Annotated in this window: 22 protein-coding genes; 17 read left to right on the plus strand and 5 right to left on the minus strand. The window is 33.3% G+C overall.

Annotated elements, in window-relative coordinates:
• Nucleotides 1-13 precede the first annotated feature (13 nt).
• Genes BJS11_RS06425 through BJS11_RS06435 form a run of 3 tightly spaced genes read left to right on the plus strand, consistent with a single transcriptional unit; the run spans nucleotide 14 to nucleotide 3,703 of the window.
• The gene (locus tag BJS11_RS06425; protein ID WP_069994929.1) at nucleotides 14-1,099 is read left to right on the plus strand and encodes an ABC transporter ATP-binding protein; all 1,086 of its coding nucleotides are present in this window, start codon (nucleotides 14-16) and stop codon (nucleotides 1,097-1,099) included.
• The gene (locus BJS11_RS06430) at nucleotides 1,086-2,030 is read left to right on the plus strand and encodes an ABC transporter ATP-binding protein (protein WP_069994928.1); all 945 of its coding nucleotides are present in this window, start codon (nucleotides 1,086-1,088) and stop codon (nucleotides 2,028-2,030) included. The genes BJS11_RS06425 and BJS11_RS06430 overlap by 14 nt, the downstream gene beginning before the upstream one ends.
• 20 nt (nucleotides 2,031-2,050) lie before the next feature.
• The gene (locus tag BJS11_RS06435) at nucleotides 2,051-3,703 is read left to right on the plus strand and encodes a peptide ABC transporter substrate-binding protein (protein WP_069994927.1); all 1,653 of its coding nucleotides are present in this window, start codon (nucleotides 2,051-2,053) and stop codon (nucleotides 3,701-3,703) included.
• 82 nt (nucleotides 3,704-3,785) lie between these two features.
• On the opposite strand, the gene trpS is transcribed toward BJS11_RS06435, so the two are convergent.
• Nucleotides 3,786-4,775: a tryptophan--tRNA ligase gene (trpS, locus tag BJS11_RS06440; protein WP_069994926.1), complete on the minus strand. Its 990-nt coding sequence runs from the start codon at nucleotides 4,773-4,775 to the stop codon at nucleotides 3,786-3,788.
• 301 nt (nucleotides 4,776-5,076) lie between these two features.
• Between trpS and spxA the strand changes: the two genes are divergently transcribed.
• From spxA to BJS11_RS06465, 6 genes are all read left to right on the plus strand, one after another.
• On the plus strand, nucleotides 5,077-5,472 hold the full coding sequence (spxA, locus tag BJS11_RS06445) for a transcriptional regulator SpxA (protein WP_002483765.1): 396 nt from the start codon (nucleotides 5,077-5,079) through the stop codon (nucleotides 5,470-5,472).
• Nucleotides 5,473-5,804: 332 nt separating this feature from the next.
• Entirely contained in the window at nucleotides 5,805-6,521 is a 717-nt protein-coding gene (gene mecA, locus BJS11_RS06450) for an adaptor protein MecA (RefSeq protein ID WP_069994925.1), read from the plus strand.
• 137 nt (nucleotides 6,522-6,658) lie between these two features.
• Nucleotides 6,659-7,654 carry a competence protein CoiA gene (locus tag BJS11_RS06455; protein ID WP_069994924.1) on the plus strand — a complete coding sequence of 332 codons (996 nt, stop codon included), beginning with the start codon at nucleotides 6,659-6,661 and terminating at the stop codon, nucleotides 7,652-7,654.
• A gap of 50 nt (nucleotides 7,655-7,704) precedes the next feature.
• Nucleotides 7,705-9,513, plus strand: coding sequence for an oligoendopeptidase F (gene pepF, locus BJS11_RS06460; protein WP_069994923.1), 1,809 nt, complete (start codon nucleotides 7,705-7,707; stop codon nucleotides 9,511-9,513).
• Between the two features lie 323 nt (nucleotides 9,514-9,836).
• On the plus strand, nucleotides 9,837-9,968 hold the full coding sequence (locus tag BJS11_RS14065; protein ID WP_309598719.1) for a hypothetical protein: 132 nt from the start codon (nucleotides 9,837-9,839) through the stop codon (nucleotides 9,966-9,968).
• Nucleotides 9,969-10,016: 48 nt separating this feature from the next.
• On the plus strand, nucleotides 10,017-10,448 hold the full coding sequence (locus BJS11_RS06465) for an NAD(P)-dependent oxidoreductase (protein WP_309598718.1): 432 nt from the start codon (nucleotides 10,017-10,019) through the stop codon (nucleotides 10,446-10,448).
• 96 nt (nucleotides 10,449-10,544) lie between these two features.
• On the opposite strand, the gene yjbH is transcribed toward BJS11_RS06465, so the two are convergent.
• The 3 genes from yjbH to BJS11_RS06480 all read right to left on the minus strand — a co-directional run bounded on the left by yjbH (nucleotide 10,545) and on the right by BJS11_RS06480 (nucleotide 12,394).
• Nucleotides 10,545-11,333, minus strand: coding sequence for a protease adaptor protein YjbH (gene yjbH / locus BJS11_RS06470; protein WP_069994922.1), 789 nt, complete (start codon nucleotides 11,331-11,333; stop codon nucleotides 10,545-10,547).
• Nucleotides 11,334-11,350: 17 nt separating this feature from the next.
• Nucleotides 11,351-11,722: a truncated hemoglobin YjbI gene (locus BJS11_RS06475; RefSeq protein WP_069994921.1), complete on the minus strand. Its 372-nt coding sequence runs from the start codon at nucleotides 11,720-11,722 to the stop codon at nucleotides 11,351-11,353.
• Between the two features lie 87 nt (nucleotides 11,723-11,809).
• The gene (locus BJS11_RS06480; RefSeq protein WP_069994920.1) at nucleotides 11,810-12,394 is read right to left on the minus strand and encodes a CYTH domain-containing protein; all 585 of its coding nucleotides are present in this window, start codon (nucleotides 12,392-12,394) and stop codon (nucleotides 11,810-11,812) included.
• A 187-nt stretch (nucleotides 12,395-12,581) separates the two neighbouring features.
• Between BJS11_RS06480 and BJS11_RS06485 the strand changes: the two genes are divergently transcribed.
• The 7 genes from BJS11_RS06485 to fabI all read left to right on the plus strand — a co-directional run bounded on the left by BJS11_RS06485 (nucleotide 12,582) and on the right by fabI (nucleotide 19,634).
• Nucleotides 12,582-12,929, plus strand: a complete 348-nt coding sequence (locus tag BJS11_RS06485) for a UPF0738 family protein (RefSeq protein ID WP_069994919.1) — start codon at nucleotides 12,582-12,584, stop codon at nucleotides 12,927-12,929.
• 16 nt (nucleotides 12,930-12,945) lie between these two features.
• Entirely contained in the window at nucleotides 12,946-13,581 is a 636-nt protein-coding gene (yjbM, locus tag BJS11_RS06490; protein ID WP_069994918.1) for a GTP diphosphokinase, read from the plus strand.
• 11 nt (nucleotides 13,582-13,592) lie between these two features.
• Nucleotides 13,593-14,402, plus strand: a complete 810-nt coding sequence (locus tag BJS11_RS06495; RefSeq protein ID WP_069994917.1) for an NAD kinase — start codon at nucleotides 13,593-13,595, stop codon at nucleotides 14,400-14,402.
• A complete protein-coding gene (locus tag BJS11_RS06500; RefSeq protein ID WP_069994916.1) occupies nucleotides 14,402-15,268 on the plus strand; it encodes an RluA family pseudouridine synthase in 867 nt (288 codons plus the stop codon). Before BJS11_RS06495 ends, BJS11_RS06500 begins: the two co-directional genes overlap by 1 nt.
• 25 nt (nucleotides 15,269-15,293) lie before the next feature.
• Nucleotides 15,294-16,679, plus strand: a complete 1,386-nt coding sequence (gene mgtE, locus BJS11_RS06505; protein ID WP_069994915.1) for a magnesium transporter — start codon at nucleotides 15,294-15,296, stop codon at nucleotides 16,677-16,679.
• A gap of 9 nt (nucleotides 16,680-16,688) precedes the next feature.
• A complete protein-coding gene (locus BJS11_RS06510) occupies nucleotides 16,689-18,533 on the plus strand; it encodes a monovalent cation:proton antiporter family protein (RefSeq protein ID WP_069994914.1) in 1,845 nt (614 codons plus the stop codon).
• A gap of 330 nt (nucleotides 18,534-18,863) precedes the next feature.
• Nucleotides 18,864-19,634, plus strand: coding sequence for an enoyl-ACP reductase FabI (fabI, locus tag BJS11_RS06515; protein ID WP_069994913.1), 771 nt, complete (start codon nucleotides 18,864-18,866; stop codon nucleotides 19,632-19,634).
• A 60-nt stretch (nucleotides 19,635-19,694) separates the two neighbouring features.
• On the opposite strand, the gene cozEa is transcribed toward fabI, so the two are convergent.
• The gene (cozEa, locus tag BJS11_RS06520; RefSeq protein WP_069994912.1) at nucleotides 19,695-20,780 is read right to left on the minus strand and encodes a lipoteichoic acid biosynthesis protein CozEa; all 1,086 of its coding nucleotides are present in this window, start codon (nucleotides 20,778-20,780) and stop codon (nucleotides 19,695-19,697) included.
• A 308-nt stretch (nucleotides 20,781-21,088) separates the two neighbouring features.
• Here cozEa and BJS11_RS06525 point away from each other — a divergent pair, with 308 nt between their 5' ends.
• A complete protein-coding gene (locus BJS11_RS06525) occupies nucleotides 21,089-22,660 on the plus strand; it encodes an alanine/glycine:cation symporter family protein (protein WP_069994911.1) in 1,572 nt (523 codons plus the stop codon).
• The last annotated feature ends 15 nt before the right edge of the window (nucleotides 22,661-22,675 follow it).

Here is a 22,675-nt window from a genome sequence, read left to right on the forward strand (position 1 = left end):
AGGGGGCAACATTATGTCAGAAAGAGTATTAGAAGTAAGTAATTTGCATGTTTCCTTTGACATTGACGCAGGGGAAGTGCAGGCGGTTAGAGGTGTAGACTTTTTTATTAATAAAGGGGAAACACTTGCGATTGTTGGGGAATCTGGTTCAGGTAAATCAGTAACGACGAAAGCAATCACCAAGTTATTCCAAGGTGATGCAGGGCGAATTAAAAAAGGTAAAATTAACTTCTTAGGTGATGATTTAGCTCAAAAATCAGAACAAGAATTGATTAAATTACGTGGTAGAGACATTTCAATGATTTTCCAAGATCCAATGACATCTTTAAATCCTACGATGAAAATTGGAAAACAAGTTATGGAACCACTAATGAAACATAAGAATTACAATAAAGCTGATGCTAAAAAAAGAGCGTTAGAGATACTTAATTTAGTTGGTTTACCAAATGCTGAAAAAAGATTCAATGCATATCCACACCAATTCTCAGGTGGACAGCGCCAAAGAATTGTTATTGCAACAGCATTAGCATGTGAACCAAAAGTGTTGATTGCAGATGAACCGACGACAGCATTAGATGTAACGATGCAAGCTCAAATCTTAGAATTAATGAAAGAATTACAAGCAAAGATTAGTACTTCTATCATTTTTATTACACATGATTTAGGTGTGGTAGCCAATATTGCTGATAGAGTTGCAGTTATGTATGGTGGTCAAATGGTAGAAACTGGAGATGTAGATGAAATATTCTATGATCCCAAACATCCATATACATGGGGATTATTATCTTCGATGCCAGACTTAACAACAGGAACAGATACGGAATTATTAGCTATTCCAGGAACACCGCCAGATTTATTACATCCGCCAAAAGGTGACTCTTTTGCTGAACGAAGTCAGTATGCTTTAGATATTGACTTTAAAACGCCGCCACCATGGTATCAAGTTTCACCAACACATTTTGTAAAATCATGGTTACTAGATGAACGTGCACCGCATGTTGAGCCACCAGAGATGGTTAAAAAACGTTTGCGTAACATGCCGAATAATTACGCTAAGCCACAACAAGTAGAAAGGGTGTCGTTCGATGGAGAATCATAAAGAGCTATTATTACAGGTGAAGAACCTTAAGCAATATTTTAATGAAGGTAAACGAAATGAAGTAAGAGCGATTGAAAATATTTCGTTCGACGTCTTTAAAGGTGAAACATTTGGACTTGTTGGAGAATCAGGATGTGGTAAATCAACAACAGGCAAAGCAATTATCAAATTAAATGATATTACAGATGGTGAAATCTTATATGAAGGTATAGATATTCAAAAAATTAAAAACCGTAAAGACTCACTTAAATTTAATAAGAAAATTCAAATGATCTTTCAAGACCCGTATGCATCTTTGAATCCTAGATTGAAGGTAATGGATATTGTTGCAGAAGGTATTGATATTCATAAACTGTCCTCTGGCGTTAAAGACCGTAAGAAGCGTGTCTATGATTTATTAGAGACTGTTGGTTTAAGTAAGGAACATGCCAATCGTTATCCGCACGAATTCTCGGGCGGTCAACGTCAACGTATTGGTATTGCACGAGCATTAGCAGTTGAACCAGAATTTATTATAGCGGATGAACCTATTTCAGCCCTAGATGTTTCCATTCAAGCACAGGTCGTTAATTTATTATTAAAATTACAAAAAGAGCGCGGCATTACATTTTTATTCATCGCCCATGATCTTTCTATGGTTAAATACATTTCGGATCGAATTGCAGTGATGCATTTTGGAAAAATTGTTGAAATCGGTAGTTCTGATGAGATATATAATCATCCAATGCATCCGTATACTAAATCTTTACTTTCTGCGGTGCCTCAACCAGACCCAGAAAGTGAAAGAGTAAGAAAGAGAACGATTTTTGAAGAAGATGAAGCGAATAATGATCAGCGTACGTTACATGAAATTCGACCGAATCATTATGTCTTTACTACAGATGAAGAGGCAGAAACTTTAAAAGCGCAAATACAAGAAACAACAGTATAAAAGGGGAAAGGGGGATTACAATGAACAAATTCAAATTATTTATGATATTAATCGCATTATCTGTAGTATTGGCAGGGTGTGGAAATGCTGAAGGCGTTTATTCTGATAAAGGGCAAGTTTTTAGAAAAGTGTTACCACAAGATATTTCAACACTAGATTCTGCATTGGCAACAGATACTGTGTCATTTGATTTGTATAATCAAATCTATGAAGGTTTATATACATTGGATAAAAATGATAAGGCACAACCAGGTGTAGCCAAAGAAATGCCAAAAGAAAGTAATGGCGGTAAAACGTTAACGATAAAATTGCGTAAAGATGCAAAATGGTCAAATGGTGATCCGGTAACTGCACATGATTTTGAATATGCATGGAAACGTGTGGTTAATCCAGATACAGCATCTGAATACGCTTATATCATGTATGACCTGAAAAATGCAGAAGCCATTAATATGGGTAAAAAGAAAGTGGATGAATTGGGCGTAAAAGCAATTGATGACCATACTTTAAAAGTTGAATTGACAAAACCAATTCCATATATTAATGAAATGTTCGCATTCGGTTCATTTATGCCACAGAACGAAAAGGTAGTTAAAAAAGCAGGCGAACAATATGGTACAACTGCTGATAAAACAGTGTTTAATGGACCATTTAAATTAGAAAAATGGCAAGTTGAAGATAAACTGCAATTAGTTAAAAACAAAGATTATTGGGATAAAAAACATGTACATTTAGATCGAGTGAATTACAAAGTTTTAAAAGACCAACAAGCTGGAGCATCACTTTACTATACTGGTTCAGTAGATGATACTACAATCACAGCTGACCAAGTTGATAAGTATAAAGATAATCCGGGATTGAAGAAACGCTTATTGGCTAGTACATTTTATATTAAATTGAATAGAAACAATGTTCCAGAGTTTAAAAATAAAGACTTAAGACTAGCAATTTCACAAGCCATTGATAAAGAGGGCTATGTAAATGCAGTTAAAAATAATGGGTCGGAAGCCACAGATGGCTTTACAGCAAAATTAACAGCCAAGACACCGGATGGTAAAGATTTTGCAGATACAATCGATTCACCGTTAAGCTATAATCCAAAGGCTGCGAAGAAACATTTAGAAAAAGCTAAAAAAGATTTAGGCAAAAAGAACATAACGTTTACTATGAATACCGAAGATACACCAGACGCGAAAATTTCAGCAGAGTATATTAAATCTCAAGTTGAAAGTAACTTGCCAGGTGTAACTTTGAAAATTAAACAATTACCATTTAAACAAAGAATTAATCAAGAACATGCTGAAACATTTGAAGCGTCATTATCTGGTTGGGGTCCTGACTATCCTGATCCTTTAACATTCTTGAGTATTATGACTACAGGTAATACTTCTAATAACACAGGATGGGGCAATAAAGAATACGATAAATTAGTTAAAGACGCTAATGGAAAATTATTGAAAAAACCTGAAGAGCGTAATGCAACAATGAAAAAAGCTGAAGAACTCATGTTAAAAGAAGCACCTGTTGCGCCAATTTACCAAAAAGGTGAAGCACATTTAACAAATCCGCAAGTTAAAGGTTTGGTTTATCACCAAATTGGTGGAGATACGTCACTTAAACATGTAGAAATTGATAAGGATATTGATCCTAAAACTGGTGAAAAGAAAAAGTAATGAATTAAATGCATATGTTTTAAGACATCAAAAAAGCACATCCATAAGGGTGTGCTTTTTGATATGAGGTTGATTTACTATATTATCTTTTACGGCCAAGGCCCATTGCTTTTTCCATTTTTTTCAATGTTTTATAAGAGACTTGTTGTGCTTTATCTCTGCCGTTATCTAAAATAGTATCCAGTTCTTCTGAATTAAAATAGTATTCATATTTTTCTTGGAATTCTGTTAAGAAATTTTTTACAATTTCTGCTAAATCCGCTTTGAAAACACCATAATTTGACTCTTTGTACTTTTCTTCTAGTGAGTCAATAGACTCATCAGTTAAACTAGAATATATAGAAAGTAAATTTGAAATTCCTGGTTTTTGTTCACGATCAAATTTAATAATACCATCAGAATCTGTTACAGCACTTTTAATTTTCTTAGCTGCAACGCTTGGTTGATCTAATAATGATATGAAGTTTTTTTGGTTATCATCACTCTTACTCATTTTTCGAGTTGGGTCTTGAAGACTCATAACACGTCCGCCAACTTTTGGCATACGAATTTCTGGCTTAACTAAAATATCGTTAAAACGTGAATTGAAGCGGTCGACTAAGTTACGTGTTAACTCTAAATGTTGTTTTTGATCATCGCCTACAGGTACAATATTCGTATTATAAATAACGATATCTGCTGCCATTAATGGTGGATATGTTAATAATCCGGCTGGTACACCTTCAGTTTGTTTCGTGGCTTTGTCTTTAAATTGAGTCATGCGTTCTAGTTCGCCAATAGATGTAATTGTTGTTAACATCCAGCTTGCTTGCACATGGGCCGGTACCTCCGACTGGATAAAGAGTGTAGATTTTTCTGGATCGATACCTGAAGCAAGATATATTGCGGCAAGTTGTCTCGTTTGTTTGCGAAGCTTTAGTCTATCTTGTGGTACTGTAATTGCATGTTGATCAACGATACAGAAGAAACAATTGTAATCATCTTGAACTTCACCAAATTGTTTCAAAGCACCAATATAGTTTCCAATCGTTGGAATACCACTAGGCTGGATACCTGAGAATAATGTTTCCATTTTTAAATGCCTACTTTCTAAAATTTAATTTAATACACAATAACTTTATTATAACAGTATTTCAATCATTTGTAAGTTATGTTAAACTATAGTCATATCAATATTTCTGTTGAATTTATTGAGAAATTCTTATATTTTAAATTTTTTGAAAAAAATTAGAGAATTCTCATTTAATTTTAATGTTGGAAAGTTATACTTTCATTGTAAGGTTAAGGAAGACGAATTCACAGAATATTTCTTAATCATATAAATATTGAAATCAAATGAATTTACATTCATGAAAAATAGGAGAGTGAGATGTATGGTAACATTATTTACTTCACCAAGTTGCACATCTTGCCGTAAAGCGAAAGCATGGTTACAAGAACATGACATTCCGTATACGGAGCGTAACATTTTTTCAGAACACTTAACAATTGACGAAATCAAACAAATTTTAAAAATGACTGAAGATGGCACAGACGAAATTATATCTACACGTTCTAAAACATATCAAAAATTAAATGTAGATATTGATGCGTTACCACTTCAAGATTTATATTCAATTATTCAAGATAATCCTGGTTTATTACGTCGTCCAATCATCTTAGACGAAAAACGTCTACAAGTTGGTTATAACGAAGATGAAATCAGACGTTTCTTACCAAGAAAAGTGCGTACGTTCCAATTACAAGAAGCGCAACGTATGGTTGACTAATTACAAATTATACATGAAAAAACAAGCCATAAAGTAATGCCTGAGACAATTGCTTTATGGTTTTGCTATTTTAAACATAACAAATCAATGGTGACATACGTCAAATTATAACGTTTGTATTGATATTTAATTTTTATGAATTGCATAATGTATGGAATTATTGTGACAGCACTCTAAAGTTAGTGCTGTTTTTTTGGTTATTAACATGGTATATGTTAAGATAGTATACCAAATAGGTTTTAGTGAAAATTAATCAAACAAAACAATTGTAATTCTTACTTGGTTTTAATACAATATGATTACTATTCATCGACTGTAAGGAGTGAGATGATATGAGAATAGAGCGCGTTGACGATACTACTGTTAAATTATTTATAACATATAGTGATATTGAGGCAAGAGGCTTTAAACGAGAAGATTTGTGGACAAACCGCAAACGTGGAGAAGAGTTCTTCTGGAATATGATGGAAGAAATCAATGAAGAAGAAGACTTTGTTGTAGAAGGTCCTTTATGGATACAAGTTCACGCTTTTGAAAAAGGTGTTGAAGTTACGATATCTAAGTCTAAAAATGAAGATTTAATGAATATGTCTGATGATGATAATGAACAATTGGATTACCAAGTTAATGAGTTATTGTCACAAACATTTGATCAAGACGATAGTTTAGAAGATTTATTTGAACAACGTCAACAACAAAAAGAAGTTAAACAAAGCCATGAGCAAAATGAACATAAACAACAAAACAGACGTACTGTTATTGTGAAATTCGATGATTTAGAAGAAGTCATTGATTTTGCACATCATAATAATCCAGTAACAGATGCGTTTGAAGATTTATTATATAGTCTTAATCGCCAATACTATTACGCAGTACATTTTGATGAAACAGTGAATCAAGAAACAATCAATGATAGTTATAGTCAATTACTTGAATTCGCATATCCTACTGACAAATCAGAAGTGTATTTAAATGACTATGCTAAAATTATTATGAGTCATAATGTTGCGTCTCAAGTACGTCGTTATTTTTCAAATACGATTGATTAATATAAATAATTATATGGACACCATCAAAGGTCAATTACTTTTGATGGTGTTTTTTTGATGATTTTAAATATTTAATTAACAAAATATAGAAGTAATGAGTCACTTTCATACGTGTAATAGTATGAGGTGAGTGATTGATGCTATTTGCGATAAATGAAAATAATCAAATTATTAGTGCTCAGTACGCACAAAGAAAAGATATTTATGTTTGTCCCATCTGTAAGAGCCAAGTTATTTTGAAAAATGGGATGGTTACAATACCGCACTTTGCACATATAAAAAAGCGAAGTTTAGCATGTAATAATGGAGAAACATTGGAACATCAAAAGGTTAAATATATGATTGCAAGTCGTTTTAAAGAAACTGGACATTATATTCAAATTGAGCCATACATAGAAAAGTGCCGTCAAATTCCCGATTTGATCATCAATCAAAATTTTGCAATAGAAATTCAATTTTCTAATATAACGATACAAAGTATAAAAAAGCGTAGCAAGGGACTCATTAAATGTGGGTTACAAGTCATATGGGTTATAAAAGGGATACAATATCATGTTAAAACAAAAATTTTAAAGTTAAGTAAATATGAACGCACTTATATTGATCATTCAAGCCGTCAATTATTTGTATGGGAAAGCACATCAAAGCAATTATTCAAATATCGTATCATTCAATTTTTGGGAGGGAGTAATTATATAGCGATACGAGAAATAGTGGACTTTCAACATATTGAGCATGTATATAATAATTCGGTGAATATAGACATAAAAAACCTTAAATTAACATCACATGCGGTACAAAAGTATTTAAAAGGATGTAGAAATCGGCATTCTGTTCTTGAACCCAGTCTTAGCGTAATATACAATTTTCAACTTTCTGAATCATGGGTATGCAACCATTTAGGTATTATTTATCCAGAACAATTGTATATACAGTCACATCCTGTATATTGGCAATTACAAGTATTAAGAATGATAAAAATACAGGAAACTGACATAGAGCAACTGTCAAAAGTGTTTAAATTTAATCAATTCTATCATTATGATGTTGATACCATAGATATCACTAGAACACTATTTGAAAAATTCAAAAATTCATACAGGTTAATGGGGTGTAATGACGTGCAAAATTAACACTGACATGAGAAAATTATAATATTGAAACTATAGGAGGTTTACAGAATATGACACAACAATTAACAAGAGAAGAACAAGAACGTAAATATCCTGAATATACATGGGATTTAACTACTATATTTGAATCAGACGAAGCCTTCGAATCAGCTTTTAAAGAAGTTGAGCAAAGTCTTGGTCAAGAACAACAATTTCAAGGTCATTTGGCAGATAGTGCTGAAACACTATATAAAGCATTATCATTAGAAGATGAACTAGGTTCACAACTTGAAAAGGTCTATGTATATGCACATCTTAAACAAGACCAAGATACTGCCAATGATAAATATACTGGCTATGAATCGCGCGCGCATCAACTGATTATTAAATTCAGTTCAGGTTGGAGTTTCTTAGTGCCAGAGATTTTACAAATTGATGAATCAACAATTCAATCATTTATCGAATCAAATGATGATTTAAAACGCTATGCCTTTGATTTGAAATTGATTAATGAAAAGCGTCCACATGTTTTAAGTGCCGATAAAGAAAAGTTACTCACAGAAGCACAAGATGCCTTATCTACACCTGATAATGTATACGGTATGTTCAGTAATGCTGATTTAGAATTTGAAGATGCTATCGATAAAGATGGTGAACGTCATTCACTAACGCAAGGTACATTCATTAAATGTTTAGAATCGGATGACCGTATTCTACGTAAATCTGCATTTGAAAATTTATATAAAGCTTATGGTGCATATAATAATACGTTAAGTGCTACATTAGCTGGTGAAGTTAAGAAAAATGTATTCAATGCAAAATCACATAATTATGATTCGGCAAGAGCTGCTGCTTTAAGCAGAAATCATATTCCTGAAAAAGTATATGATAACTTAGTGAAAACAGTACATGAATACTTACCATTGTTACATCGTTATACAGAGTTACGTAAAGAATTACTAGGGTTAGATGATATGAAAATGTATGATCTTTATACACCACTAGTAAAAGATGTGAAATTTGAAATGCCTTATGAAGAAGCGAAAGATTGGATGATAAAGGCATTACAACCAATGGGTGAAGAATACATGGAAGTTGTGCATGAAGGCTTGAATAATCGCTGGGTTGACGTTTATGAGAATAAAGGAAAACGCTCAGGTGGTTATTCTTCAGGTGCACATTTAACGAATCCATTTATATTATTAAATTGGTCAAACACAGTATCTGATCTATATACATTGGTTCATGAGTTTGGTCACTCTGCACACAGTTATTTCAGTCGTAAAAATCAACCATCTAATTCAAGTGATTATACGATTTTTGTTGCAGAAGTTGCATCAACTTGTAATGAAGCATTGTTAAGTGATTACATGGATAAGCATTTAGATGATGAAAGAAGATTATTGTTACTAAATCAAGAATTAGAGCGGTTCCGTGCAACATTATTCAGACAAACGATGTTTGCAGAATTCGAACATAAAATTCATCAAATAGAAGAAGCTGGAGAACCTCTAACTGCAAACCGCATGAATGAAGAATATGCCGCATTGAATAGATTATACTTTGGCGATTCAGTAGAAACAGATGAAGATATTAGTAAAGAATGGTCTAGAATTCCACATTTCTATATGAATTATTATGTGTATCAATATGCAACCGGATACAGTGCAGCTCAAAGTTTAAGTCATCAAATTTTAACAGAAGGACAGCCAGCAGTAGAAAGATATATTAATGAATTTCTGAAAAAAGGTAGTTCAAATTATCCAATTGAAATACTAAAAAATGCAGGGGTAGATATGACGACGCCTGAACCAATTGAACAAGCTTGCCAAGTATTTGAACAAAAATTAGACGCTTTTGAAAAACTAATGAAAGCTTAGTATATATGTATTCGTTTACAATATGACAAGTTTGTGACAAACTGAACTTATTTAATTTAAATGGTTGAAAGGTACATTTAAGCGTGTTATATTGTATACATGAAATTAATCACATAACAAACATACCCCTTTGTTTGAAGTGAAAAATTTCTCCCATCCCCTTTGTTTAGCGCCGTGTAATCAGACACGGCGTTTTTTTATGCCCTTTTTTAAATGACAGCTAAAAAATACGAAAAAAATGAATAACTATTCAGTTGACTTTACTTTAATTAAAGTATACGCTTTTCTTGTATCTAATATAAGTACAAGGGAGAAGGGTGAATATGAAATTAGCAGTAATAGCGGCAAATGGAAAAGCAGGCCAACTCATTACTAAAGAGGCGATAAACAGAGGGTTAGATGTGACAGCTATAGTGAGAAGCACGAATAAAACAGAGGCCAAACAAGTTATTTAAAAGGATTTATTTGATTTAACAAAAGATGATTTATCAGAATTTGACGTAGTGATAGATGCGTTTGGGCAATCAGAGCCAACCAAATTAGAAGAGCATAGCAAATCATTAAAACACCTTAGTGATTTATTAAGTGGAAGTGAACAACGTTTATTGATTATAGGTGGTGCTGGTAGTTTATTTGTAGATTCATCGCATACAATGAGATTAGTAGATTCACCTGATTTTCCAGAACAATTTAAAGCTACAGCATTAGCACAAACCAAAACTTTAGAAGAAATAAAGCAACGTGATAATGTACAATGGACATTTATGAGTCCTGCACCAGATTTTCAATTTGATGGTGATAGAACAGGAACTTATAAAATAAGTAAAGATGAAGTGATAGGTACTAATGTAAGTTATGCAGACTTTGCTATAGCAATGGTTGATGAGGTTATTAATCCTAAATATATTCAACAACGTTTTGCAGTATTTGCATAATAGAATTTCAAAACCCATAAAAAACAAAAGGGCAGCACGCTATTCTTTATATAGCATGCTGCCTTTTGAAGAAAATGGCTATTGTTTCGAGATAAATTAATTCTTGGCTCTCCAAAACTTACCATCGGGTGAATTTAGTTTTTCAATCTTTTGACGTAGTGCAAGTTTTTTAAGTTCTTTATTCATTAATTTTTCTGGCCATTCATAGATTGTGAGTAATTCCTCTTTTGTCACTAGCTGTTGTTGTTGAATATATGCTTCAAGTTTTGGCGGTAATTCTTTTTCAATCGGTGTGCCGATAAGTTCATTAATAATATACGTGTAAATATGATAAGGATATAAACCTTCTACTTTTAAGCCTTCTTCATGTACATCTTCATTAAAAAATACGAGAGAGGGTGCTTCTTCGATTTCCATTTCTCGAGCAATATGCAAATCCACTTGTAAGCTTTCTTTTAAACAACTACTATGCAAATCCTCTTTGAATACTTCATAATCTAGGCCTGCGTTACTAATACAATGATTTACCATAGATTCAGTAATAATATCACGCTTTGGAATAATCTCGTTTTGAACAAGATGGATAAAACGTTCGGCACGAATACGTCCTTGAAGTTCTGCTGCTTTATAAGCAAGGGCGATATTGTCTAAGTCTGAAGTACTTTGTGCTTGGCATTTCGTTAAGACACGTAGTGACGGATTCAGTATATGTCTAATACTAATATATTGTTTATATTCAATGCGCAATTTAGAAAGTATCGCCGATAGCTTAAAGCATTCCTTACTGAAAGGATCGAAAAATGAATATATTTCAATCTTGCTCACAGGTGAAAGATTTGCATCTTCACGACTATTAGGTTGTATTATTCTTAATTCTTCAGTCATGTCTATTCCACCTACAATTAATTTTCGGAATTAACCATATGATTTGCTGTCAAACGTAATCTTTCATATAAGTAATCGCCAACACCAGCAGGAAGCTGCGCATGCATTATTGCATGTTGCATATTCTCAAGCCACGCATCGCGTTCATGAATTGTTATTTTAAAGTCCATATGACGTCGCTTAAGCATCGGGTGGCCATGTTCTTGTGTATAAAGGTTCGGTCCACCTAAAAATTGTGTTAAAAATTGTTTCTGCTTTCTGCTTGTTTCTTCAAAATCACCAGGAAATAAATGATTGATTCTCTCATCGCGCTCGACCAAATAATAAAAATGGTCAATCATGTTATATAGCGCGTGCTGTCCTATGATTTCATAAGGTGTTTGTGTCATATTATCACCATATTCTGTTAATATATTACTAATATAACATGAATTTTTACATTTGGAAGTAATTCGACTTTTTGTGATTGTGCCTAATTAATTGCTAGTTAATTTTGATTTACGTGTAAAAAATCTTTGTACTTTATTGTCTGGAATTTCATGTGTCATATTGAACTTTTTCAAAATATTATTGAATTGAATTAGGCCGTCGTCGTAGTCTTCTACCTCAAATTCTAGCTCGAAGTCTTCAGTATCAAGATAGTGGCTATGATCCAACACGAGTAAATTGCCATTAACCACTTTTTCCATACGCTGTGTCTTTAAAGCGCCAAGTACTACGAGTTGTGAAATGTCAACCTTCATCAGTGTTAACTGCTCTATGATTTCATTTGGCAACATGTCTCGTGTAATTCGCTTATCGAGTTCTGGCACAATATTTGTTTTAAAATTATATTCCATTAATCCCACTTCTGCAGGGATTTTTAATGTCATTTCATATTCGTTTTCTTTAACTCGGATTCTTAAAGCGGATTGATGAGCCTTTAAATCGAATTGAGGCGTATCTATATAATAATTTGTCTGACTAAATGGATTCATTTCTTGAAAATACATTTTATAAATAGCTTGGTATTGTGATTGTGTAAGTAATTGCTTAAATTCAATTTCGTTGTTCGTTGCCATAGAAGCACCCCTTTAATTTAATATCAGCATTTATTCTAAAGTACTTTGTACATATTTTAAATTGAACTGCATTTGAAAGTTAAATATCTTGTTTATATATACAATGAAACATGTTACAACATTAGCTTGTCACGTGTTATGTACTATGAAATTATGTTAAAATAATGAGGAATAAGGAGGAACAAGCATGCGTATTTATGTGAATGAAATTAAAGTTACAGAAGATAGTATAAATTGTTATACAGAGCAATCTACAGAAGGATTACAAGAAGCAGGGCAAATGCTTGTTGATAGTGATAATTATAGTTTTGCGTATATATTAGACGATGGTCAATCGTATTCCTATTTAATATTTGTTCAGGAAACATGGTCTATGTTACATGAAAACAAAGGCAAGAAAATTATTATTAATGATGATTTAGAATTAGAACAATTCGAAAATGAATTTAATTATATATTAGATAACATACAAGGTAATACAAATTATGGTAAGGAGTTTGTGTCCGTTGTAGAAAATACTTTCGAATTAGATTGAAGCGGAGTGAGGCACAATGAATCAATGGGATCAGTTTTTATCGCCATATAAGCAAGCAGTAGACGAATTGAAAATAAAATTAAAAGGGCTTAGAAAACAATATGAAGTAGAGGACAATGCGTCACCTATAGAATTTGTAACTGGCCGTGTTAAACCGATGACAAGTATCATAGATAAGGCGAATAAACGTCAAATATCATTTGATAGATTACATGAAGAAATGTACGATATTGCAGGGTTACGATTAATGTGTCAATTTGTCGATGATATTGATATAGTGGTTAATTTATTGAGACAACGTAAGGACTTTAGAGTTGTGGAAGAACGTGATTACATTAGTAACACGAAACAGAGTGGTTATCGTTCATTTCATGTTATTATCGAATATCCCATAGAAACGTTAAGTGGAGAGAAAAAGATTTTAGCAGAAATACAAATTAGAACATTAGCTATGAATTTTTGGGCAACTATTGAACACACATTGAGATATAAATATGATGGAGACTATCCACCTGAGATTCAGCATCGCCTAGAACGTGCAGCAGAAGCAGCCTACTTGTTAGATGAGGAAATGTCAGAAATAAAAGAAGAAATTCAAGAAGCACAGAAATATTATTCTAAGAAACGTGCGAAAAAGCATAATAATGACTAGGGGATGTTACAATGCGCTATACGATTTTATCTAAAGGTGATTCAAAATCTAATGCTTTAAAACATAAAATGATTAACCATATGAAAGACTTTCAGATGGTAGAAGACCCAGATAATCCAGAAATCGTCATATCAGTGGGTGGAGACGGTACGTTATTACAAGCGTTTCACCAATATAGTCATATGCTTTCACGTTGTGCATTTGTAGGGATTCATACAGGACATCTTGGATTTTATGCAGATTGGTTACCTCACGAAGTAGAAAAACTAATTATTGAGATTAACAATTCAGAATTTCAAGTTATTGAATATCCGTTACTAGAGATCATCGTGCGCTATAATGACAATGGTTATGAAACACGACACTTAGCATTAAATGAAGCAACTATGAAAACAGAAAACGGATCAACATTAGTGGTAGATGTGAATATTAGAGGCAATCAATTTGAACGTTTCAGAGGAGATGGCTTATGTATGTCTACGCCATCTGGATCAACCGCTTATAATAAAGCATTGGGCGGTGCATTGATTCATCCATCGTTAGAAGCGATGCAAATTGCTGAAATTGCTTCTATCAACAATAGAGTTTTTAGAACAGTGGGATCACCTTTAGTATTGCCAAAACATCATACATGTTTAATTACTCCGGTGAATCACGATACAATTTTAACAACGATTGATCATGTTAGTATTAAACATAAGAATGTCAATGCGATACAATATAGAGTGGCAAATGAGAAAATTAGATTCGCCAGATTTAGACCATTCCCATTCTGGAAACGTGTACATGATTCATTTATTTCTAGTGGAGATACGGAATAATGAAATTTACTTTCAATATAACAACTGCTGAGATGTTGCGAACATTTTTACAAAGACAGCGATTTTCAAAGCGGACGATTAGCGCCATTAAACATAATGGCGCTTTAATAGTTAATGGAGAGTCAGTTACGGTACGTGCGCAATTAAAACACGGTGATGTGTTAGAGGTATTGTTGGCAGATGAAACACCAAGTACAAACTTATTGCCATACAAACAACCATTGACCATACTGTATGAAGACCCATATTTAATTGCAGTATCCAAATCAGCAAATCAAAATTGTGCTCCTTCACGAGATCATCTTCACTACAGTGTTGCAGAACAAGTATTAGGTTATTTTCAAGCCCATGAAACTACGTCTGTACCACATATCATTACACGTTTAGATCGAAATACATCAGGCATTGTCATCATTGCGAAACATGGCTTTATTCACCATTTAATGTCGCAAACACAAATCGACAAGCAGTATTTATGTGTTTGTCGGGGTGAAGTAGCACGCAGTGATTTGATAGATGCACCGATTGCCAGACACCCGGACAGTATTATACAAAGATGTGTCGATGAAAATGGCAAAAAAGCACAAACACGCTTCGAACGATTGGATGTAACTCAAATTAATAGACACACATATAGTTTATGTGCGGTAACTTTACTCACTGGCCGTACGCATCAGATACGCGTGCATTTTCAACATATTGGTCATCCACTCGTCGGCGATGATTTATATGGAGGTGCACATGATGAATATGCCCATCAATTACTGCGCTGTAGGCAAGTCACATTCAATCACCCTATTAATAATCAAAAAATTATAATTAACGATAAATATGACGCGATAGAATCGATATTCAATATGCTATAATTTAACATATATGGAGGTGGGGCTAATGGCTAATGAAAAAGATTCAATCATGTTAGAAGATGAACAAGTTTATGATCAAGCATTGCTTGATAAATTATTATCAAGTAATGAAATTGATCAATTTAGAGAAGAATTCTTGTCCATGCATACATATGAACAAAGCGAATACTTTGAAGATAGTGATGAAGAAATTCGTCAACGTATGTTTGAAGTACTTTCACCAGAAGAAGTAGCGGATTTTTTCGAACAATTGGAAATTGATGAAGAAGATTACGAAGCACTCTTCGATACAATGAACGCAAGTTACGCGAGTAAAGTATTAGAAGAAATGTCTTATGATAATGCTGTTGATATTATGAACCAGTTATCAAAACAGAAAATCGTTAGTCTCCTCACATTAATGAATAAAGAAGATGCTAGAGAGATTAAAGCACTGTTACATTATGAAGAAGATACTGCCGGTGGTATCATGACTACCGAATATATTTCATTAAATGCGACGATGCCAGTCAAAGAAGCATTGATTCATGTCAAAGAACAAGCGCCAGATGCTGAAACAATATATGTGATTTTTGCAGTAAATGAAAATAAACAATTAGCGGGTGTGCTATCGTTAAGAGATTTAATTACAGCAGAAAATGATGCATATATAGAGGATATTATGAGCGAACGTGTCATCAGTGCAAATGCTGCTGATGACCAAGAAGATGTCGCACAAAAAATGAGAGACTATGACTTTATTGCCATGCCGGTTGTAGATTATCAAGATCATTTACTAGGAATTATCACAATCGATGATATCTTAGATGTTATGGATGAAGAAGCGAGCGAAGACTACTCGCGTTTAGCCGGTGTCTCTGATGTTGATGCAACGAATGATTCAGTATTTACAACTGCTAAAAAAAGGTTGCCTTGGCTTATCATATTAACATTTTTAGGCATGATCACAGCAACAATTCTTGGGTCATTTGAAGATACATTAGCTAAAGTTGCATTATTAGCTGCTTTTATACCTATAATTAGCGGAATGTCAGGAAATTCTGGTACACAATCGCTAGCCGTGTCAGTACGTAATATTTCAACTGGTGAAATTTATGAGCAGAGTAAGTTTAAGGTTGCGCTTAGAGAAGCAGGCAGTGGTTTCTTAAGTGGTTTAGTATGTGCTGCTGTGTTGTTTATAATCATTATGATTCTATATAGACAGCCTATTTTAGCAATAATTGTTGGCAGTAGTTTAACCATAGCGATGACAGTAGGTACTTTAGTTGGTTCAATGATTCCGTTAGTGATGAACAAACTTAACATTGACCCTGCTGTTGCAAGTGGACCATTTATTACAACGATTAATGATATTGTAAGTATGTTGATTTATTTTGGATTAGCAACATCATTTATGTCTTACCTAACTTAAGGGGGTTATATGGAATTTATATCGCTTGTTGTCGTTGTATTGGCAGCATTTCTTACACCAATTTTAGTCAATCGTTTAAAAATTAGTTTCTTACCTATTGTCGTTGCAGAAATATTAATGGGGATTGTCATTGGGCATTCATTTTTAAATCTTGTAGAACGAGATGCAATGCTTAACATATTATCTACCTTAGGTTTCATCTTCTTAATGTTTTTAAGTGGCTTAGAAATTGATTTTAAAGCATTTAAAAAAGATAAAAGTTCAACGCAAACCGAACAGAGAATTAAGAAAAAAGAACCAGGACATTTACAAATGGCGCTTGTTGTATTCATGTTTATCATGATTATTTCGATTGTTTTTGCATATATGTTTAAATGGTTCGGTCTTATTGACGACGTATTATTAATGGTTATTATCATTTCAACAATTTCACTAGGTGTAGTCGTACCTACATTAAAAGAAATGAATATTATGCGTACCACGATTGGCCAATTTATACTATTAGTTGCCGTACTTGCAGATTTAGTGACGATGATATTATTGACGGCATACGGTACGCTCAATGCATCTGGTAGTACATCGATGTGGCTTATTGGTAGTTTAGTCGTATTCACCATTGTCTTTTATTTCCTCGGAGGCATGTTTAAAAAGGCACAATTTCTTCAAAAACTAATGGATGGTACAACTCAAATTGGTATTCGTGCAGTTTTTGCTTTAATCATTTTATTAGTAGCTTTAGCTGAAGGGGTAGGTGCTGAGAATATTTTAGGTGCCTTCTTGGCAGGTGTAGTTGTTTCATTACTAGGTCCTGATGAAGATATGGTCGAAAAATTAGATTCATTTGGTTATGGATTTTTCATTCCAATCTTCTTCATAATGGTAGGAGTAGATTTAAATATACCTGAATTGATTAAAGAACCGTCGTTGTTATTAATTATTCCATTTTTAATGATTGCATTCTTAATATCTAAATTATTACCAATGTTTTACATACGCAGATGGTTCGATATGAAGACCACAATTTCTTCTGCCTTTTTACTGACGTCAACACTTTCCTTAGTTATAGCTTCAGCAAAAATCGCAGAACAACTTGGTACTATATCGGCTGAAATTTCAGGTATACTTATTTTAAGTGCGGTAATTACATGTGTCTTCGTACCAATTGTGTTCAAGAAAATGTTCCCAATGCCTGATGAAGCTACAAGACAAATAGAAGTAAGTTTAATAGGAAAAAATCAATTAACAATTCCAATTGCGCAAAATTTATCTTCACAATTGTATCAAGTGTCACTTTATTATCGAAATGATTTAAGCGATAAACGAAAACTATCTGACGCCATATCAATGATTGAGATTGGTGATTATGAAGAACAATTATTAGAGCGTTTAGGTTTGTTTGAGCGAAATATCGTTGTATGTTCGACCAATGATGATGACATTAATCGCAAAGTTGCGCTAATGGCGAAAAAACATGGTGTGAAACGTGTTATTTGTCGTTTGGAATCTAGCTCGACAGATGTGAGTTTACAAGAAGAAGGTATAGAAGTATTCAGTAGTTATATGAGTAATAAAATATTACTGAAAGGGTTAATTGAGACGCCAAACATGCTTAATATTTTAAGTAATGTCGAAACTTCATTATATGAAATTGCTATGTTAAACCATCAATATGATCAAATACAATTACGAAATTTCCCATTCGGTGGGGATATCATCTTTGTACGTATTATTAGAAATAATGAATCGATTGTGCCACATGGTGATACGCAATTACGTTATAAAGATCGCGTGATTGTTACTGGTTCTAAAGAATATGTGGATGAATTGAAACGCGAATTAGAATTCTATTATTAAGTTCAATTCTCATTTTGGAACAGTAAGTCTTATTGTGATATTAAAATATATAATAGAGCGGCTGAGCTTCTAAGATGAGGCGGCCGCTCTTTGTTATGATAGAAATTCGATGCATATCATAATACGTGATCATAGTATGAATGTAAAAATTCAAGATGAAAACGTATTAAATCGTTAAGGTTAGTAAAATAAATTGTTTATTCAATCAAACCAATGTTAAAATAAGAAATATTGAGATTGGCATCGAGCAAGAACTAACATTTTGTTGCTTTATAACAACTCGAACCAGTTAAATGTAAAAAAGGAAATTTAAATAAAGGAGTTATTTTCATGTTAAATTTAGAGAATAAAACATTTGTCATTATGGGTATTGCAAACAAACGTAGTATCGGGTTTGGCGTAGCTAAAGTATTAGACCAACTTGGTGCAAAGTTAGTGTTTACATATCGTAAAGAACGCAGTAAAAATGAATTGGAAAAATTAGTAGAACAATTAAATCAAGCAGAACATCATATGTATCAAATAGATGTTCAAAGTGATGATGACGTCATTAATGGCTTTGCTAAAATTGGTGAAGAAGTAGGAAATATTGATGGAGTTTATCATTCAATCGCATTTGCGAATATGGAAGATTTACGTGGGCGTTTCAGTGATACATCACGCGATGGTTTCTTGTTGGCGCAAGATATTAGTTCGTATTCATTAACACTTGTAGCACGAGAAGCTAAAAAATTAATGCCTGAAGGTGGAAGTATCGTAGCTACAACTTATTTAGGTGGCGAATTTGCTGTTCAAAACTATAACGTAATGGGTGTAGCTAAAGCTAGTTTAGAAGCAAATGTACGTTATTTAGCTCTAGATTTAGGAGAAGATAATATCCGTGTTAATGCTATTTCAGCAGGACCAATTCGTACGTTAAGTGCTAAAGGTGTCGGTGGTTTCAACTCTATACTGAAAGAAATTTCTGAACGTGCACCATTAAAACGTAATGTAGACCAAGAAGAAGTTGGTAAGACAGCTGCTTACTTGTTAAGTGACTTCTCAAGTGGTGTAACTGGCGAAAATATTCACGTTGATAGCGGTTATCATATCGTTAAATAAGCTAATAATATATATATAAAAGCGTTCGCTTCTGAATTTCGAAGCGAACGCTTTTTCGTGTTATTCTTTAATGTCACTATTTGCTCTAGCTATAATTTGTTCTCTATAGCGGAACACGTTACGAACGATTGTTTTAATAACTGCATAAAGTGGAACTGCGACAAGAATAAGCACAAAACCACCTAAATTACCTGCAGCAAGTATAACAACGATGATTGTTAAAGGATGAATATTGAGTGATTTACCCATAACATTAGGCGTAATAACGTTACCTTCTAATTGTTGTGCAACTAGAGTGATAATACATACCCAAATGAACGTCGTTGGACTTTGGATAATACCAATAATTGCAGCTGGTGCGAAAGCCATCCATGGTCCTAAGAAAGGTATCATGTTAGCCACACATGCAAACATGACAAGTAATAACGTATAGTTTAAACCTATGATTGTATACCCAATATATAAAATGATTCCCAAGATAACACTGACTGTAACTTGGCCTTGGATATAAGATTTTAACGTATGGTTTAAGTCATTTAAAAGTTTAACTATAAATACTTTTCTGTCACCCTTAAATAACTTAGCGATAAAAGGAATGAAGCGTTCATGGTCTTTCAGCATGTAAATTAAGAAGAAAGGCACCATGATGAGTAAGAATAATGTTGAAATAAATGAAGTAATATAGCTTAGTGAATTAGATAATATATCTGCTGTACTATTACTAAATGACTGCACCATTTTATTGATACGATCTGTTACATCATTTGGTAATCTTTCCATTTGATCTAAAGCAAAATTAATAATATGTTGTATTTCGTGTTGCAATGTTGGGATTTGATGTATCAAGTTTTCAATTTGCGCAGCAATTAATGGTCCAATATAACCAATAACTATACCGATAATCACAATTAAACCTATGAAGATGATTGTGATACTTCCCCAACGTGGGACTTTATTCTTTTCTAATATTTTTTGAAATGGTAAACAAATATAGAATAAGAAGCCACTAAGTAATAAAGGTAATAATACCGATTGAACAATGATAATAAACGGTATGAAGACGCTATGGACTTCCATAACTAATTTGATTAATACAAACAGGATGATTAACGCAATGCCTGTTCTAAACCAAACCTTGTTTAACATAGGACGGTTCCTCCTAAATTTAATTTATAAGTACTACTTAGTATATCTTAAATAAAGTCAGAACAAAAGATGAAAATAGAGTGATTGTCTATTTATATTTCGAGAAAACGCCACCATTATATATAATCGTGTGAAACTAGTTTGTTTTATAGAGATAGTTATCCAAAATATTTTATATTAATTAACAGTTATAATATATAAATTGTGAAAACAATAACTTATGAAATACGTTGCACGGAATATTCTATATGTGTATAATAATTGAAAATATATCATTTTACATAATGATACAACAAGGGGGATACATTATGTTAGAAAGTGTTTTGACTTGGTTTTATGATATTGTTTGGAGCAAGCCGTTAGTTTATGGGTTGCTAATTACAGGGATTCTTTTTTCTTTAATGATGCGTTTTTTCCAGGTGAGGCATTTTAAAGAAATGATAAGGTTGATGTTTCAAGGGGAGAAGTCACCGACGGGTATTTCAAGTTTCCAGGCGATTGCATTATCATTAGCAGGGCGTGTAGGAACTGGTAATATCGTAGGGGTTTCAACAGCAATCTTTATTGGAGGACCAGGTGCTGTTTTTTGGATGTGGGCAACAGCATTTTTAGGTGCGAGTAGCGCATTTATAGAATCGACATTAGGTCAGATATACAAGCGTGAGGAAAAAGGGCAATACCGTGGCGGACCAGCTTTCTATATTGAATATGGGATTAAAGGGAAATTAGGAAAGATTTATGGCTTGATTTTTGCAGTAGTGACAGTGATTTCTGTCGGATTATTATTGCCAGGTGTTCAATCCAATGCAATTGCTAGTTCAATGAAAAATGCGTTCCATTTAGAACCGTGGATTATTGCAATATTTTTAGCAGCCTTATTAGGTTTAATTATTTTTGGTGGTATTAAATGGATTGCTAATGCAGCAACTGCGATTGTACCTTTTATGGCTATTGCATATATTTTAATGGCAGTGATTATTATAATTATGAATATTGGACAAGTACCAGGTTTAATTGCGCTTATTTTCAAATCTGCGTTTGGTATGCAAGCGGCTTTTGGTGGTATATTAGGTGCAATGATAGAAATTGGTGTAAAACGAGGACTTTACTCTAATGAGGCTGGCCAAGGGACTGGACCACATGCAGCTTCTGCAGCAGAAGTTTCACATCCTGCCAAACAAGGATTAGTTCAAGCATTTTCAGTTTATGTGGATACTTTATTTGTTTGTACAGCGACAGCATTAATTATTTTGCTTTCTGGTACATATAACGTCACAGATGGTGGTACTACTTCTGGTGGTAAACCAAGTATGATTAAGGATAATGGGATTTTTGTGGAAATGTCTAATGGGGATAGAGATTATTCAGGAACGGCGATGTATGCACAAGCAGGTATCGATAAAGCGTTTCAAGGAAGCGGCTATCATTTTGACCCAGCATTTTCAGGCATAGGATCTTACTTCATTGCTTTTGCGTTATTCTTCTTTGCTTTCACAACTATATTGGCGTATTACTATATTGCAGAGACTAATATTACTTACTTGACGCGTAAAGGATCAGGACGAATGACATTCTTTTGGATCAATGTGACCCGTATTGTACTGATTATTGCTACTGTCTACGGTGCAATCAAGACTGCGGATATTGCGTGGAAGATGGGTGATTTAGGCGTAGGAATGATGGCATGGTTGAATATTATTGCTATTTGGATATTACACAAACCTGCATTACATGCATTGAAAGACTATGAAATGCAGAAAAAACAACTTGGATCCGGTAGAAATGCTATTTATAAACCTGATGCTAAAAAATTACCAAATGCAATATTTTGGTTAAAAGATTATCCAAAACGATTAGAAAAATCAAAATTAGATGAATAATATTGTAAAGATTAA

This window comes from Staphylococcus caeli (assembly GCF_900097965.1).
In the GTDB taxonomy this organism is placed as follows: Bacteria; Bacillota; Bacilli; order Staphylococcales; family Staphylococcaceae; genus Staphylococcus; species Staphylococcus caeli.